Annotated in this window: 17 protein-coding genes; 4 read left to right on the top strand and 13 right to left on the bottom strand. The window is 48.3% G+C overall.

The window, feature by feature from the left end; all coding sequences use genetic code 11:
- Positions 1 to 15 precede the first annotated feature (15 nt).
- On the bottom strand, positions 16 to 879 hold the full coding sequence (locus tag FDW97_RS03725; protein ID WP_137350656.1) for a GPO family capsid scaffolding protein: 864 nt from the start codon (positions 877 to 879) through the stop codon (positions 16 to 18).
- 164 nt (positions 880 to 1,043) lie between these two features.
- On the opposite strand from FDW97_RS03725, the gene FDW97_RS03720 reads away from it, so the two are divergent.
- Entirely contained in the window at positions 1,044 to 2,813 is a 1,770-nt protein-coding gene (locus FDW97_RS03720; RefSeq protein WP_126317377.1) for a terminase ATPase subunit family protein, read from the top strand.
- Entirely contained in the window at positions 2,813 to 3,850 is a 1,038-nt protein-coding gene (locus FDW97_RS03715; protein WP_137350655.1) for a phage portal protein, read from the top strand. The genes FDW97_RS03720 and FDW97_RS03715 overlap by 1 nt, the downstream gene beginning before the upstream one ends.
- Positions 3,851 to 4,171: 321 nt before the next feature.
- Here the strand turns inward: FDW97_RS03715 and FDW97_RS03710 are convergent, their stop codons facing one another.
- From FDW97_RS03710 to FDW97_RS03665, 10 genes are all read right to left on the bottom strand, one after another.
- Positions 4,172 to 4,906, bottom strand: a complete 735-nt coding sequence (locus FDW97_RS03710) for a hypothetical protein (RefSeq protein WP_249359785.1) — start codon at positions 4,904 to 4,906, stop codon at positions 4,172 to 4,174.
- An 8-nt stretch (positions 4,907 to 4,914) separates the two neighbouring features.
- Positions 4,915 to 5,646, bottom strand: a complete 732-nt coding sequence (locus FDW97_RS03705; RefSeq protein ID WP_137350654.1) for a hypothetical protein — start codon at positions 5,644 to 5,646, stop codon at positions 4,915 to 4,917.
- 79 nt (positions 5,647 to 5,725) lie between these two features.
- Complete coding sequence (locus FDW97_RS03700; RefSeq protein WP_137350653.1) at positions 5,726 to 6,166, bottom strand: DinI-like family protein; 441 nt, start codon at positions 6,164 to 6,166, stop codon at positions 5,726 to 5,728.
- 116 nt (positions 6,167 to 6,282) lie between these two features.
- The gene (locus FDW97_RS03695; RefSeq protein WP_249359786.1) at positions 6,283 to 8,427 is read right to left on the bottom strand and encodes a replication endonuclease; all 2,145 of its coding nucleotides are present in this window, start codon (positions 8,425 to 8,427) and stop codon (positions 6,283 to 6,285) included.
- Positions 8,428 to 8,521: 94 nt separating this feature from the next.
- A complete protein-coding gene (locus FDW97_RS03690; protein WP_061549575.1) occupies positions 8,522 to 8,743 on the bottom strand; it encodes a TraR/DksA family transcriptional regulator in 222 nt (73 codons plus the stop codon).
- Positions 8,743 to 8,976, bottom strand: a complete 234-nt coding sequence (locus FDW97_RS03685) for a DUF2732 family protein (protein WP_103014764.1) — start codon at positions 8,974 to 8,976, stop codon at positions 8,743 to 8,745. The genes FDW97_RS03690 and FDW97_RS03685 overlap by 1 nt, the downstream gene beginning before the upstream one ends.
- 66 nt (positions 8,977 to 9,042) lie before the next feature.
- Positions 9,043 to 9,243 (bottom strand): hypothetical protein, encoded by a 201-nt coding sequence (locus FDW97_RS03680; protein ID WP_001550179.1) that lies wholly within the window; start codon positions 9,241 to 9,243, stop codon positions 9,043 to 9,045.
- Complete coding sequence (locus tag FDW97_RS03675; protein WP_001550178.1) at positions 9,230 to 9,457, bottom strand: phage filamentation protein Fil family protein; 228 nt, start codon at positions 9,455 to 9,457, stop codon at positions 9,230 to 9,232. The genes FDW97_RS03680 and FDW97_RS03675 overlap by 14 nt, the downstream gene beginning before the upstream one ends.
- Positions 9,458 to 9,464: 7 nt before the next feature.
- Positions 9,465 to 9,974 carry a phage regulatory CII family protein gene (locus tag FDW97_RS03670; protein ID WP_052935637.1) on the bottom strand — a complete coding sequence of 170 codons (510 nt, stop codon included), beginning with the start codon at positions 9,972 to 9,974 and terminating at the stop codon, positions 9,465 to 9,467.
- A 30-nt stretch (positions 9,975 to 10,004) separates the two neighbouring features.
- Complete coding sequence (locus FDW97_RS03665) at positions 10,005 to 10,268, bottom strand: hypothetical protein (protein ID WP_061549577.1); 264 nt, start codon at positions 10,266 to 10,268, stop codon at positions 10,005 to 10,007.
- 128 nt (positions 10,269 to 10,396) lie between these two features.
- Here FDW97_RS03665 and FDW97_RS03660 point away from each other — a divergent pair, with 128 nt between their 5' ends.
- Both FDW97_RS03660 and FDW97_RS03655 read left to right on the top strand, forming a co-directional pair.
- On the top strand, positions 10,397 to 10,978 hold the full coding sequence (locus FDW97_RS03660) for a phage repressor protein CI (RefSeq protein WP_061549578.1): 582 nt from the start codon (positions 10,397 to 10,399) through the stop codon (positions 10,976 to 10,978).
- A gap of 2 nt (positions 10,979 to 10,980) precedes the next feature.
- A complete protein-coding gene (locus FDW97_RS03655) occupies positions 10,981 to 11,982 on the top strand; it encodes a tyrosine-type recombinase/integrase (RefSeq protein WP_137350651.1) in 1,002 nt (333 codons plus the stop codon).
- Positions 11,983 to 11,991: 9 nt separating this feature from the next.
- Here FDW97_RS03655 and FDW97_RS03650 read toward each other — a convergent pair whose 3' ends face one another.
- Both FDW97_RS03650 and FDW97_RS03645 read right to left on the bottom strand, forming a co-directional pair.
- Positions 11,992 to 13,455, bottom strand: a complete 1,464-nt coding sequence (locus FDW97_RS03650) for a hypothetical protein (RefSeq protein WP_137350650.1) — start codon at positions 13,453 to 13,455, stop codon at positions 11,992 to 11,994.
- 401 nt (positions 13,456 to 13,856) lie between these two features.
- On the bottom strand, positions 13,857 to 14,180 hold the full coding sequence (locus FDW97_RS03645; RefSeq protein WP_001573898.1) for a DUF1889 family protein: 324 nt from the start codon (positions 14,178 to 14,180) through the stop codon (positions 13,857 to 13,859).
- Between the last annotated feature and the right edge of the window lie 97 nt (positions 14,181 to 14,277).

Raw genomic sequence — 14,277 nt, 5'->3', positions numbered from 1 at the left:
CGGGGTTAGCAGGGGTTAGCAGTCGGTCAGCGTGGAGACCGCCGAATCACCATCACCGCCGGTACTTAACTTGCGGCGCGCCTGTGATCTGCTTTCGGTATTTTCCAGCGTGGTGGTCAGGGTGCTGAATTGCTGCGAGGTGGCGTCGGCCTGTTCGGCCAGCGCTTTTTTGACGTCGGCTAGTTCGGCTTCAATTGCACTGAAACGCACATCGGCGCTTTCGCCGCCGGTCTGCACCCGCTCGGCGATGGCGGTCACGGCTTCATGTACATCACCGAAATGCGCATCGTCGTCAGTCTGTTTACGGCTGAAGATGCCTTTCACGGTGTCGCTGAGTTTGGTCAGCAGGGTGTCGGGCAGGTCTTCGAATTCCAGCTCGGCAAGGGTTGCCACTGAGAACAGGTCGCCCGGCTGGTCTTTCTTCCCGGCCAGTGGGTTTTGTTGTGCGCGGGAACAGAATTGCAGGTATTCGGTACCGAGACTCGCCGGGTCATCAGTTACCGCCAGCCCGATGAGGTGACATTTGCCGGTGTTGGCAAAGTTCGGACGAATTTCCATCGAGGTGTAAACCTTCTGGCCTTTCGCCAGCATCGCGAGCAGGTTGTCGAGCGGGGCAATTTTGCCGAACAGCGCCAGCTTGCCGTTAAGTGCCGAATCGTCGTCGATCACTTCTGCTTTCACTTCCGTGACGTCGCCATAGCGGCAAAACGGGCTGTCGGGAATAACGCTGCGGATATGCTCGAGGTTAATGCGACAGCCGTAGACGCGCGGGTCAAAGCCGTCGGCCATTTCCTGAATATCGGTCGCACTGATGACGCGACCGTCGCAGGTGTCCCCCTCGACGCCGATGCGAAACCATTTCGAAATTTTTTTAGCCATGAGTCAGGTGTCCTGAGTTGGGTTATCGGGTCGGATGTAGTTTCCCGACTCCCTCCCTCGTCAGCCACCGGTTACAGAAGTGCAACCCCTGACACAACAGGGGGTTAGCGATTCATCCCCCCTGAATCTTTAGCCTTGCCGTGTACTCATCACAGTGAGGTTTTATGACCACTACCAACGACACATCACTACTCAGCGACCCGCGACGACAGGCCGCGCTTTTGTTCTGGCAGGGCTATTCCGTGCCACAAATCGCGGAGCAGTTACAGGTCAAGCGCCCCACGGTGCAGAGCTGGAAACAGCGTGATAAATGGGAAGAAACCGCCCCGTTAAACCGGGTCGAGTTCACGCTCGAGGCGCGGCTGATTCAGCTCTATGCAAAGCCTGACCTGACGGCTCACGACTTTAAGGTCGCGGATTTTCTTGCGCGCCAGATGGAACGCCTCGCGCGGGTTAACCGCTACGGCCAGACCGGCAACGAAGCGGATTTAAACCCGAACGTGGCCAACCGCAACAAAGGGGAAAAGAAGAAGCCGAAAAAGAACTTTTTCAGCGAAGAGGCTATCGGGAAACTCGAAGAGATTTTCCTCGAGCAGTCTTTCGACTATCAGCTCGAGTGGTGGCGCGCGGGGCTGGCGCACCGCATAAGGAACATTCTGAAATCGCGACAGATTGGCGCGACGTTCTATTTTGCACGTGAGGCACTGTTACAGGCGCTGAAGACCGGCCACAACCAGATATTTTTGTCGGCCAGTAAGACGCAAGCCTATGTATTCCGTAAATACATTATCGCCTTTGCCCGACAGGCTGGCGTCGAGCTTACCGGCGACCCGATTGTGCTCGGCAACAATGGCGCGGAGTTGATGTTTCTCGGTACCAATGCCAACACGGCACAGAGTCACAACGGTGACCTGTATGTCGACGAAATTTTCTGGATCCCCAACTTCCAGAAACTGAAGCGCGTCGCCGGGGGCATGTCGTCACAGGAGCATTTACGCACGACCTATTTCTCGACCCCATCATCGCTGGCGCACGGCGCTTATCCGTTCTGGTCGGGTGAGCAGTTCAACAAGGGGCGCTCAGACAAGAGCGAGCGCGTCGATATCGATATCAGTCACGCCGCACTCGCGAAGGGCGTCGCCTGTCCTGACGGCCAGTGGCGACAGATTGTCACCATCGAGGACGCACTCGCCAAAGGGTGCACCCTGTTTAACATCGATACGCTGAAGCGCGAGAACAGTGTCGATGAGTTCCGCAACCTGTTTATGTGCGAGTTCGTCGACGATAAAGCGTCGGTATTCCCGTTCGAAGAGCTGCAACGCTGCATGGTCGACAGCCTCGAGAAATGGGAGGACTACGCGCCATTTGCCGACCGGCCATTCGGTCACCGCCCGGTGTGGATTGGCTACGACCCGTCATTACGTGGCGACAGCGCCGGGTGCGTCGTTATTGCGCCGCCGGTCGTTGCCGGTGGCAAATTCCGCATCCTCGAGCGCCACCAGTGGAAAGGGATGGACTTCGCCCAACAGGCCGAATCCATTCGCGAGCTCACGCAGAAATACACCGTGGAATATATCGGCATCGATGCTACCGGGCTCGGTCAGGGCGTTTTCCAGCTCGTACGGTCTTTCTACCCGGCTGCACGTGAAATCCGCTACACGCCGGAAATGAAAACCGCGATGGTGCTCAAAGCAAAAGACACCATTCGCCGCGGTTGCCTCGAGTACGACGTCAGCGCGACCGATATCACGCAGTCGTTTATGTCTATCCGCAAAACCATGACCAGCAGTGGTCGCAGCTCGACCTATGAGGCCAGCCGCACCGAGGAAGCCAGTCATGCCGATCTCGCCTGGGCAACCATGCACGTATTAATTAATGAGCCGCTGACCGCCGCGACCGGTGAGCAGTCATCCAGCATCATGGAGTGGAACTAATGAGCAAGAAACGCAACAAGCGCCAGCAGCCGCCGCGCACCCAAAACCACACCGCCGCACCGGCACAGAGCATGGAAGCATTCACTTTTGGTGAGCCGACGCCGGTACTCGACCGCCGCGATATTCTCGATTATGTCGAGTGTATCGATAACGGCCAGTGGTACGAGCCGCCGGTGAGCTTTTCCGGGCTGGCGAAGAGCATGCGCGCCGCCGTGCATCACAGCTCGCCGATTTACGTGAAGCGTAATATTCTGGTGTCGACCTACATCCCGCACCCGCTGTTATCCCGTCAGGACTTCACCCGGTTTGCGCTCGACTATCTGGTGTTTGGTAATGCGTTTATCGAAGAGCGTCGCAGCCTGACCGGCAAGCCGTTAAAACTGGAAACCTCACCGGCGAAATACACCCGCCGTGGCATCGAGGATGACGTTTACTGGTACATTCAGAGCTACACACAGCCGCACCAGTTCGCGCCCGGCTCCGTCTTCCACCTGCTCGAGCCCGATATTAATCAGGAGCTTTACGGGATGCCGGAATACCTGAGCGCACTCAATTCAGCCTGGCTGAATGAATCGGCGACCCTGTTCCGTCGCAAGTATTATCAGAACGGCGCGCATGCGGGTTACATCATGTATGTGACCGACGCCGCGCAAAGCAGCACCGACGTCGAGGCACTGCGAAAGGCGATGCGCAACTCGAAAGGACTCGGCAATTTTAAGAACCTGTTTTTTTACGCGCCGAATGGTAAAGCAGACGGGATTAAAATTGTGCCACTGAGCGAAGTCGCCACGAAGGATGATTTTTTTAATATCAAGAAAGTCAGTGCCGCTGACCTGCTCGACGCGCACCGCATTCCATTCCAGCTTATGGGCGGTAAGCCCGAGAACGTCGGCTCAGTGGGTGACGTTGAGAAGGTGGCAAAGGTCTTTGTGCGTAACGAGCTGACCCCGCTACAGGCGCGGTTTATGGAGTTGAACGAATGGGCGGGTGAAGAAATTATCCGCTTCGAAAAATATAGTCTCGGCGGCGACGAGTAACCCCACCCACAGCCTCCCGTCGTGGCGGCTTTACCCTCACCTCATACAACGCCCTCAGCGCCACGACACGCCGTCGGCGCTTCGCTTCATCTCGTTACTCACCCACGCCCACAACAACGTCACAGGGACGCGCTCAGGCGCTGAAAAAATAAAATAAATACCCGCCTCAGCGCGCAATGCTATCCCCGCCACGCCTGCCCGCTTTATGAGTCGGTTTTAATGCAGGTGCACGAACACGCCGGAGGCGCGCCAGCTCTGGCGTGCCATACACAAAGCTAGTGAATTTAGCACAGGCAAAAACATGCACCTTTTGCATGCAGCTTATCCTATTGTTTTCTGATAACGCGAATAAGCGTCCTCAAAAGCTTCTAAGTATGCTTTTGGTAAATCAAATTCGTATGTGTTGAGATTGGTTGTTATAAAGAGTTTACCCTTTTTAAAATCTATGTTCTTATCCATATCGAACAGCGTATACGTTGACCACCAGACAACCCCAGAGTCGATTATAAATTGAATTTTTTCTGTTTCGCCTTTATATGATAGCGTTATATCACGATGACCAATTACTTTATCTAAAGAGAACTTGCCTGATGATTTACCCAGAGAGAAAAAAACACCCGTAATATTCACCCTCATATTTCTCATATTCTGGATAATGATATTACAACTAACCCCCTTGCCATGAGTAACATCCACACTTACTCCATGAGTAACTCTAATTTTTTCGTTCTCATTCTGAGTAGCTTGATACGCCATGTATAATGAAACTAACACGGCAAGTAGAGTTGCAATTCCGGACAACCACCCCCCAAGCATACTCCACAACGCCACCTCACCAGAATAGTTCTTATCAGCCCATCCCCAATTAAAACCACCGAGAAAAAAACCTAAAACGAACATCAAAGCAGAAAGGATAATTATGCCGAAAAATTTTAAATTCATATGAATAATCCACGCCCAAGCAGCTTTCATTTTACGCATGCTAACGCCTCGCAAGGCTCGTTGTTCAACGCCGCCAGCACTGAAAGCAAGTTTCAGCACCGGCGGCGTTGTCACTATATTACTTAATTTTCGAGTATTGAATCGACCTCACCCGTTCGAACATCGACGCGCGCCGCTACGGTCTGTTTTACCACTCCACCATAAGCATTAGTTCCGCGAAACGTTGTTTTTACAACAGCATGCGGGTCTTTATTCAAAATAATATGGTAGACCGTTGAAACATGTTTATAAGAGGAATCATCATTCATGCTGGCTTTTATCAGCTTCTCTAACGGGCGATAAGAGCCATCCCAACCGCTAAAATTCCCCTGAAAAATGTCAAGGTTGATTTTATTATTTAGAGATTGTGGATCCTTCTCGAAGTCGTTGAAACACCACCCCAACACATCACCGAGCTTTAACGCATCATCTTTAGTAAAAGTGTACTCACTCATACAGGCATAAAAAGCATCAACATAGCTGACCGGTACACTTTTGAAACCGACATAATCCTTAACGATTTCGTGCCGGGTTTCTTTTGGCTCGTTGCGATATTCTTTGAGGGTTTTATCTGCGTACTCAAACGTTGGCGTAGCCGGTTCCGCTTTAACCATCGGTGCATCATTTTTCGCTACAGGCTGACTCTTTTCAGTCGGCCACAAGATTGAGCCAATAACGCCCAACGCCAGACAGCCGCCGAGGTAAACCGCGCTTGAGCGCTTACGATTCGGCATCCTAACCAGCGACGGCTTGATAAGACCAATGATAAAAGCAATAAAAAGAGCCAGAGATAAAAATGCTATTACGGTATCCATGATTTTCCTTTATGTAATCCCATAAAAAACAACCCCATGCTACCAAACATGAGGTTGATATTGGCACTTTTTTGAGGAGCTACCGCCAGCTCTCATCTTCCCAAACTTCCTGAAGAATAGCGTCCAGCGCTTCGCGGTCTGAATCTTTATCGAACCCCATCAACTCAACACCAGTCATAGAACCTTTCTTGACGTTAACGCGAGTTGCCGGAAAAACTGACTGTATTCGCTTGGTCAATTCACTCTGAAAAGCATCAATCACCGGCTGGCCGACTATTTGGTCTTTATCTAATGTGATATTTACCCTCACCTTGCTCTCCTTCGCAAAGGTTTCATCAACAGGCTGCGCGGAAAAAACAACAGAAAAATTATTGTTTTTCATTAAGTTGCCTCTTGCTATCTCCGCAATTAAATTCAATGCGATTTCACGGTCTCTTTCCTGACAAGTCCCTTCAGCCGTCAGACGCGCAATCATTTCGACCCGCTCAATCATAACGTGCTCATTTAGCTCTCTATCCACACAACCTCCACTACGAGATACTGTATAAACATACAGTAGCACGTATTGATAAAAAATGTGAAGAACAAAAAGTTGCAAATACACTGTATGTACATGATATGGATGAGTATTAACGCTTATATTTCCGTTGCCAGCCCCGCTAAAACCGCAACACGATTGAGGATTTCTGTAGCTTTGGTCCGATATGCCTTAACTTTCGCCTGATGTGATGGCGCCGTGGTAAATATTTCTCCTGTGGCCGTTCCTCGCAACCATTTACCGTCAAAGCAACTTTTACCACCCGCCATCAGGTGCAGGGCTTCACCCCGGCTGATATTTATGCCGGTTGTCAGATGTATCTCGCCAATAGTTTTCGCTATAGCTGCATTTTGTTCATCCGTTCCGTGGATGAATTTTCGCCGCATTGCTGGCTTTTGCTTTCTGATTCGGTTTGTTAACTCTCGTTTTTCACGTCGACTCAGGGGTTTTGATAAATCGAGTTCCGGTGGATCGCTTTCGCTTCCCGTACAGTTATTGACAGAACTCCGAGGGACGGCTTTGCCGTCCTGAAGGTCAACGGCCAAATCAACAGCACGCTTCGGAACAATCTTCCACTGAGTGAGCCGGGTTAAAATCGGGCTCCCTGCACCTATGGAGGAATCGTAGACCCCCTTAATACATACCGTTTCCTCACCGTACTGATTAAGCTCGGTACGCGGTTCATACAATGTGCGCACCTGTAAGTCATCGCGACGGACAAACGGCCCACCCTGCGCATTAACATAACCCGCCCAGTCACCAGCGTCGGCGGCATCATGGACGGCGGCAAACTCAACGCTCAGGCCGTGCGCGGTTTCGGTATCAGCGAGACGACGTAACTCACGGTAAACCGTCACCGGCGCACCACCGATAAACTGAAACTGACGGATGTGCCAGCGCGCTGCCCATGCTGAAACAGCTGGGGCGGTCTCTTTCAGCAGCTCACCACTTTCATCATCGGCTTCACCATCAAGAGCATAACCGTCGATATTTTTTGATATGTATTTAGCAACATAGCCAGTTGCGCTGCCTTTCTCCGGGTCAATGGCCTCAGGGTGGAAACGTGCTTTTTTGGCTTTATCGCTTTTCAGCTCGTGGCGGTCTTCTTTCCATGCATATTTACGGACGATGGAGCGAACATATTCAACATCTTCCGGCAGCATGAACATCAGCATGTGCCAGTGTGGAGTACCGTCGTGATGGGGCTCGGCGACACGAATACCGAAAATTCGCACATCTTCCCGATGCAGTTTGGCACGGATACGCGCCCAGATACCGGTTAGATAGTTTTGCGTGTCAGCCGGGCTGGCACCGCTCCATTTGCTGTTACGGTAACCGGCTTTAGTCGTGGCGTGGTATTTTGACGGCGCGGTTAGAGTGTAAAACTCACCAACATAACCGAGCTCATTACAGATGTTTTCAAACCCACGAATGCGGGTCATGAGCTCACAGCGGCGAATGGCAGGGTTAGCAACTGAGCCATCATATTTTTCAATCAGGCTGATACGGTTGCCATCTTCGTCTTCGAGATCCAGACCTTTGAGAAATTCACGAGTGCGGCGCTTTTGTTCACGCCAGTCAGTCACGCAGTTTTTACTCGCGTAGGTATTTTTTTTCTTGTTGACGTTACCGACTGCAATTTGCAGGTGTTCGCGCCACGTAGCCGCAACGCGGCGCAAACGACCACGCCACCACCCATCATTAAACATCTTGGCGATAGCCGGTGCGATTTCATCCGCGTCGACATAATTTTTTGCAACCCGATCCCAATGTGGTGGGATAACGTTGAATTGGAGGGAAATAATGCCAGCAAGGATATACCAGGTGTACAGCGTTTTAAGCTCGCCAAATCCGTGGTCATCAATGTTGGCAAGTTCACCACGAATGTAATTAGCAATATCAGCGGCCAACAGGTCAACATCAGCACGCGACATATCAGGGAGGCGATTATATCTGGCGACCATATTGACCATGCGTGACGCCAGATATTGCATAAGCTGGGTATCAAAATGACAACCGAAAACAGCGGTTGATACATTGCTGTTGATGCCAGCGCACTCGTATTTTTTTGCAACCAGTTCAAGACGCGGCAATGCCTTTTTGCAGAAGCTGATTAAAAAAGCATTGGCTCGTTGACTGCCCTGATTTTGCTCCAGCACCGCAGCGGTTCGATAAACATCAAAACGCACGCACTCAGGCTGGAGAGAAAGCACCTTTCTCGCATGCAGCAAAGCCGCGAACATACGGTCGCGGCGATACTGTTGGTCGTAGGTAAGATATGGACTGGTTATTGCCGACCGTGGAGCATTCCACGGAAACGCGAATTGAACAGCCAATTCATACCCCCCGATAATGCTTAGATTTGAGCTCGTCGATTTGCTGACAGGTCACGCACAAATCCACGCCCGGAATCGCAATGCGGCGAGCTTCTGGGATTGGTGCGTCACATTTTTCGCAGAAAAAACGGGAAGGCGCAGCGATACGGCTGCGCGCTTTGTTGATGTAGCGCTCGCGGTCTTCCTGCTCACGCTGTTGGGCTAAATCAATTGTGTCAGCCATTAGTGCAGCTCCTGTGATTCGTTCTCAAAGCGAGTGGCTTCGCGGCGCAGAAGTTCGGCCGCTTCTTTGCCGGTCATATCTGAATTGGTAATGTGAACGGCCAGCGCTTCGAGACGGATTGAAACGGCGAGAGCGCGATCTTTGCGCTCTTCTTTTTTGGCTTCTTTAAACAAAGACTCCAGCACGTGATCGCCAGCACTACTCGGCGTTGATAAATAAATAGTTCTACTCATATATCCTCCTGATTTTTGGCAAAAGAATGCCCGGCGGGTTTACGCCAAGTAATTACGTTTAATTAATTAACTATATCCAAATACAACAGCAGGCTTGCTTTTTAACTGCTTGATGATTTCGGCTTTTAATCCATCCTTAAATTCTTTGCAGCACTCCCACTCAGGGTCAACGCGAAGTATTGCGCCGTCTCGGGTTTTAATTTCAAAACCTTCCTCCATATTTGGAATCATGGCACCTAAAACAATTCTTAATTCATCGCGTGACATGTTTCACTCCTTTAATTACAAAGTGGACAATACGAATAATTAAAAAACCTGACGATTTCGGCGACTTTGTTTTCAGCCCTTTTAATAATTCGGACTGTGAGCGGCACGGGTGCCAGCGCTTGCCGTCCTTACCTGCGATCCAGCCATGGCCGTAATGCATGCCGGGGCTTTGCTTAACGAGCAGAGACGCGAATGACGGTTCACTTTTCAGCATACGCACCTCAAATAAGACCAAACGATGCGCCAATACCGCTCATGGTATCGACCACGCTCGACATAGCGGGATTAGTCTGCAGACGTGCATGCAGCGCCAGAGCCGACAATGACAACATGCGAATGCCGGAGTTAACGCTTTCAATCATGTTGTGCTTACGGGCAGTGGTCAGACGCTCATCAGATACAGCACCGCTCGCCAGTTCACCGAGTTCGCGCATTGCGCGCATGACGTAAGACTGCAATTTATCTTTAGCCAGCTCATTAACCGGCACGCATGGCAGACAATGAATCTGCGCCAGAAAACCATCAACGAGGGTTGAGTCTTCGGTCAGGTCAGTCAGCAGCCACAATTCAGGCGGTGTGAACTGGTGAGGCTGTTCTGGGTTGAGCTTGTTACGTAACGTCTGAACATTCATACCCGCACGCTCGGCCAGCTTCGCCATATTGTGACGCTGCGCAAAAGCCCGGCACGCTTCGTCATAGTGGGGATGTTTGGAAATCTGAAAATCAAACATGCTACATCCTTATAATTCACATAATGTGAATCAAGCACCGATAACAAGTTGGAAACGGGAATGACCCAACGCTTTACGCAACTGTTCTTCTTTCCAGCGAGCGTAATAGATACGAATCGGGCCACCTGCTTTCTTGCAGCCTTTACGGATGGTGCGGGGTTCGATTGGTACACAAGGGTTGTCGCCAGTTGTCCAGCGATAAGCGGTACGCTCAGAAACACCTTCAAGTTCTGCGAACTGCTGCAGACTAACGATAGGTGCAGGTACTTTGATGATTGCGATTTCAGAAGCCATGTTGCATGATTCCCTTTTGCCAAAGTTTGCAATTGAAATGACTCTGTTTGCCAACACTTGTCATCAATTGCGTAGGTTTAGCCAAAATATATCTCCCAATTGAGAGATAGTAAATAGGTTTTAGTGAAATGAACATTAATTCTTTAGGATGGAGCAACGTAGACGTCCTCGATCGCATCTGCGAGGCTTATGGATTTTCACAGAAAATTCAATTAGCTAACCACTTCGACATTGCCTCAAGTTCGCTATCGAATAGGTACACCCGAGGCGCTATCTCCTATGACTTCGCAGCACATTGCGCCTTAGAGACAGGAGCAAATCTTCGTTGGCTACTTACTGGGGAGGGCAGAAAGTTCGAAAATGAGAAACCTGCAGAGGGAACTTTGAATCTTTCGATTCAATTATTCACAATAAGTGAAGGCCAACTAGATGATCAGGGTTGGATAACAATTGATAAGAAGTTTTTCCCTGATGCCATTTCTGATCCCTACATCATCGAAGCTGATGGAAGATTTCATTTTATGGAGAGTAAAAATTCACTCTCTGATGGGACTTATTTGATTGATGTTGATGGCAGCAAAAGCATACGAGAACTCACTATTTTACCGGGTCAAAGGCTTCACGTTTCTGGCGGAAAGATTGCTTTCGAATGCAGTATTAGCGATATAAAAATTCACAATCGTGTTTTTGCCGTTTATCAGGAACTTTAACAATGACGGTAAGAAAAAATCCCGCTGGCGGTTGGATTTGTGAACTCTACCCAAACGGTGCAAAAGGCAAACGTATCAGAAAGAAATTCGCTACTAAAGGCGAGGCTCTGGCGTTTGAGCAGTACACCGTTCAAAACCCGTGGCAGGAAGAAAAGGAAGACAGGCGCACGTTAAAAGAGCTGGTTGATTCATGGTATAGCGCTCATGGCATTACACTGAAAGACGGCTTGAAACGCCAGTTAGCCATGCAACATGCTTTTGAGTGTATGGGCGAACCACTTGCACGCGATTTCGATGCGCAGATGTTTTCCCGCTACCGAGAAAAACGGTTAAAAGGTGAATATGCCCGTTCAAACAGAGTGAAAGAGGTATCTCCTCGCACGCTTAATCTTGAGCTGGCCTACTTCCGGGCAGTGTTCAATGAGCTAAACCGCCTCGGAGAATGGAAAGGTGAAAACCCACTGAAAAATATGCGCCCATTCCGAACAGAAGAAATGGAAATGGCCTGGTTAACTCACGACCAAATTTCGCTACTGCTCGGAGAGTGTAAACGGCATGACCACCCTGATTTAGAAACCGTGGTAAGAATCTGTCTCGCCACTGGCGCACGGTGGTCTGAGGCCGAGAGTCTGAGAAAAAGCCAACTTGCGAAATACAAAATCACATACACCAATACAAAAGGCAGAAAAAACCGCACCGTTCCAATAAGCGAAGAACTCTACAAATCTCTGCCTGATGATAAAAAAGGTCGGTTGTTTAGTGACTGTTATGGCGCGTTCCGATCTGCTTTGGAAAGAACAGCCATCGAACTACCGGCAGGACAGCTTACCCATGTCTTGCGCCACACCTTCGCCAGTCACTTTATGATGAATGGTGGTAATATTTTAGTCCTACAGCGCGTTTTGGGGCATACCGATATCAAAATGACAATGCGGTATGCCCATTTTGCTCCAGACCACCTAGAAGATGCTGTTAAGCTTAATCCATTAAATACATTTAGTTAGACTAATTTATTATTTATTGTTCATTTCTCGTAGATCTTGCTCCCAATGGGTGTCGTTGGATTCAACAATACCCTCCCTTTCCAAAAGCATCATTCTCTTCAAAAGATATTTGTTGCTAATTCCTCTTAGATAATACCTAACAGTTTCTGCAAAATCCCAGTTGTTATCTGAAAATAGTCTTGGCTGGAATGAATGGCAATATACAATTTCAATATCCTTTCCCTCGCAATCAAAATTAGCTAACATATTAGTAATTTTTTGATCACGAAGCACCTCGACATGTGGGCCATGCAATGTTTCATATCCAATATGGATAACTGTTTTACCATCATCTGGGGCTTGCCTTACAGCCTTTACAAGTAATCCTTTGACATCTTTGGCCTTTTTTGTAATCGACTCATCTGCTATACATTCCCATTTAGCGCAGAAAGGTCTCTTTATCTCATCTGCAAAAACATTAATCGTACTATATTCATCATCGCTATAAGTACAAAGTTTCGCTTGGCATGCCATTGTATAACTACCGTGGGGGTCATAGTTATCATCTAAAAGAGAGTTAAGCTGTGGAGAAGGATACTTTACTATCCATTTGGCAAAATGTTCATTTATACGGTCCATATCAATTAAATTTGCTACCACTGATATTTCATCATTTTCACAAGATGCAACACCAGATTGCATCAAATCTCTTGAGGCGTATAAATACCTAACAACATTCAAGAAAATATCCGGATTGGTACTGTTGACCTCGCATTTAAATTTTACATTGAAAAAAACAGGATATGGGTAAGAAATTATATATGGCAGAGCTTGCTGCCATCTTTTAACCCATTCCGTTCGTTCATTTTCTGAATATTGAGTTACCTTTGCAAGCCTTTTACATTCGACATATAGTTTATCATTTCCTTTCGTAACTAGAAGGTCTGGTGTTTTACCTGCGCCGGATTCAGGTATAAACTCCACTTCCCATCCATTTTTTATATAACAGGCAGCAACAACCAATTCGAATAATACAGAGTCTGGTTGATTTTCAGGTTTAATAAGTAAATCTTTAAGTTTATTTTCAATACCTTTGGTACGCTTCAACTCTTCGCTAAATTCCCCGATGGTAGCAAAAAACGGCCAAATTCTAGAGGATTGTGCAGGTTCATCAACTGTTGGGCGATCTGCAAGTGATTCTGCAAGATATAAATACCAAGCGATCCAATCATCATAAAAAGCCATGCGAGAATCTTTTTCATGAAAAGAAACATCAGATTGACTGCTATACAACCGTTCAGTGAGGGAGCGAAAATATCGTAGAACATTATCTCTTCGCTCAGACCACTTTTCTTCTCCCATGACGTCAACAAACCATCGATATGTTTTCTTTATATCTTTGACGAGAGGATCGTCATGTCTCGCATTAAAATGCTTCCAAAATTCAGCGTACTCATCTTCAGTAGCATTTTTATCATGACTATTTTCGTTCACTTTATATCCTTAGATGGAAAAAAAGATAGGCCTAAGTTACTATTTTTTAACCTATATGTATGTATCTGCATTCACAAACATAGCGCATTTTAGTGGCGATAAAGTGGCGGTAGAAATGGCGAATAATGGGTAATCATTGGCAAACAGTGGCAATCTATGTCAATGATAAATAACGCAAACTATTGATTTTCGGTTGTTCCGGTAGGAACTCATAATCGCTTGGTCGCTGGTTCAAGTCCAGCAGGGGCCACCAAATATCAAGGACTTGCGAGAAATCGCAGGTCCTTTTTTATTAATCTTCCGTTGAGATATGTCTGCCCAATAAGCAGCATGTGGCAACCCTTCTGGACGCCGCCATCCAGAGATGGAAACGTCCGTTAGCGTTTTATTCGATAGTCAGCTCACACGAGTTCTTTGAGCTGCTCCTGCATGTAGGTTGAAAAATACTCTGGGTTTTTGATAAGGATGCGGTTACCGGAGGCAACTTTTTCTGCCCATCCGGCCACTTTTTTCGTGAACTCAGGATTCCATCCCTCCTGCTCACCCCGTGCCATCACAACTTCCGGACTCGCTGGCACACCTAAGTCATGCAAATACTTTAGAATTCCCTTAGCGGTACTTTCATCCATTGAATGGGGTACTGACGCCGAAGTGTTCATACCACCGATAAAATCCAAGGCTTTCTCAATTGCTGTTGGCATGCTCTTATCCTTAAAATTAACCACGTTAGAGACACCTTGATACTATGTACCCAACTCCGCCGGGATATCAAAGAGAACATCGCCTTTCTTTGACTTACCCCGCAGCTAAACGCTTGCGCGG

The organism is Citrobacter sp. wls708 (genome assembly GCF_005281255.1).
GTDB classification, from domain to species: domain Bacteria; phylum Pseudomonadota; class Gammaproteobacteria; order Enterobacterales; family Enterobacteriaceae; genus Citrobacter; species Citrobacter werkmanii.
Note: the sequence above shows the minus strand (reverse complement) of the source record. Positions and strands in the feature narration are given on the sequence as shown.

What these genes read in the sequence shown, in the direction of transcription:
- FDW97_RS03725 (WP_137350656.1), bottom strand. Translation starts at nt 879, where the DNA reads ATGGCTAAAAAAATTTCGAAATGGTTTCGCATCGGCGTCGAGGGGGAC.
- FDW97_RS03720 (WP_126317377.1), top strand. Translation starts at nt 1,044, where the DNA reads ATGACCACTACCAACGACACATCACTACTCAGCGACCCGCGACGACAG.
- FDW97_RS03715 (WP_137350655.1), top strand. Translation starts at nt 2,813, where the DNA reads ATGAGCAAGAAACGCAACAAGCGCCAGCAGCCGCCGCGCACCCAAAAC.
- FDW97_RS03705 (WP_137350654.1), bottom strand. Translation starts at nt 5,646, where the DNA reads ATGGATACCGTAATAGCATTTTTATCTCTGGCTCTTTTTATTGCTTTT.
- FDW97_RS03695 (WP_249359786.1), bottom strand. Translation starts at nt 8,427, where the DNA reads ATGTTCGCGGCTTTGCTGCATGCGAGAAAGGTGCTTTCTCTCCAGCCT.
- FDW97_RS03690 (WP_061549575.1), bottom strand. Translation starts at nt 8,743, where the DNA reads ATGGCTGACACAATTGATTTAGCCCAACAGCGTGAGCAGGAAGACCGC.
- FDW97_RS03685 (WP_103014764.1), bottom strand. Translation starts at nt 8,976, where the DNA reads ATGAGTAGAACTATTTATTTATCAACGCCGAGTAGTGCTGGCGATCAC.
- FDW97_RS03680 (WP_001550179.1), bottom strand. Translation starts at nt 9,243, where the DNA reads ATGTCACGCGATGAATTAAGAATTGTTTTAGGTGCCATGATTCCAAAT.
- FDW97_RS03675 (WP_001550178.1), bottom strand. Translation starts at nt 9,457, where the DNA reads ATGCTGAAAAGTGAACCGTCATTCGCGTCTCTGCTCGTTAAGCAAAGC.
- FDW97_RS03670 (WP_052935637.1), bottom strand. Translation starts at nt 9,974, where the DNA reads ATGTTTGATTTTCAGATTTCCAAACATCCCCACTATGACGAAGCGTGC.
- FDW97_RS03665 (WP_061549577.1), bottom strand. Translation starts at nt 10,268, where the DNA reads ATGGCTTCTGAAATCGCAATCATCAAAGTACCTGCACCTATCGTTAGT.
- FDW97_RS03660 (WP_061549578.1), top strand. Translation starts at nt 10,397, where the DNA reads ATGAACATTAATTCTTTAGGATGGAGCAACGTAGACGTCCTCGATCGC.
- FDW97_RS03655 (WP_137350651.1), top strand. Translation starts at nt 10,981, where the DNA reads ATGACGGTAAGAAAAAATCCCGCTGGCGGTTGGATTTGTGAACTCTAC.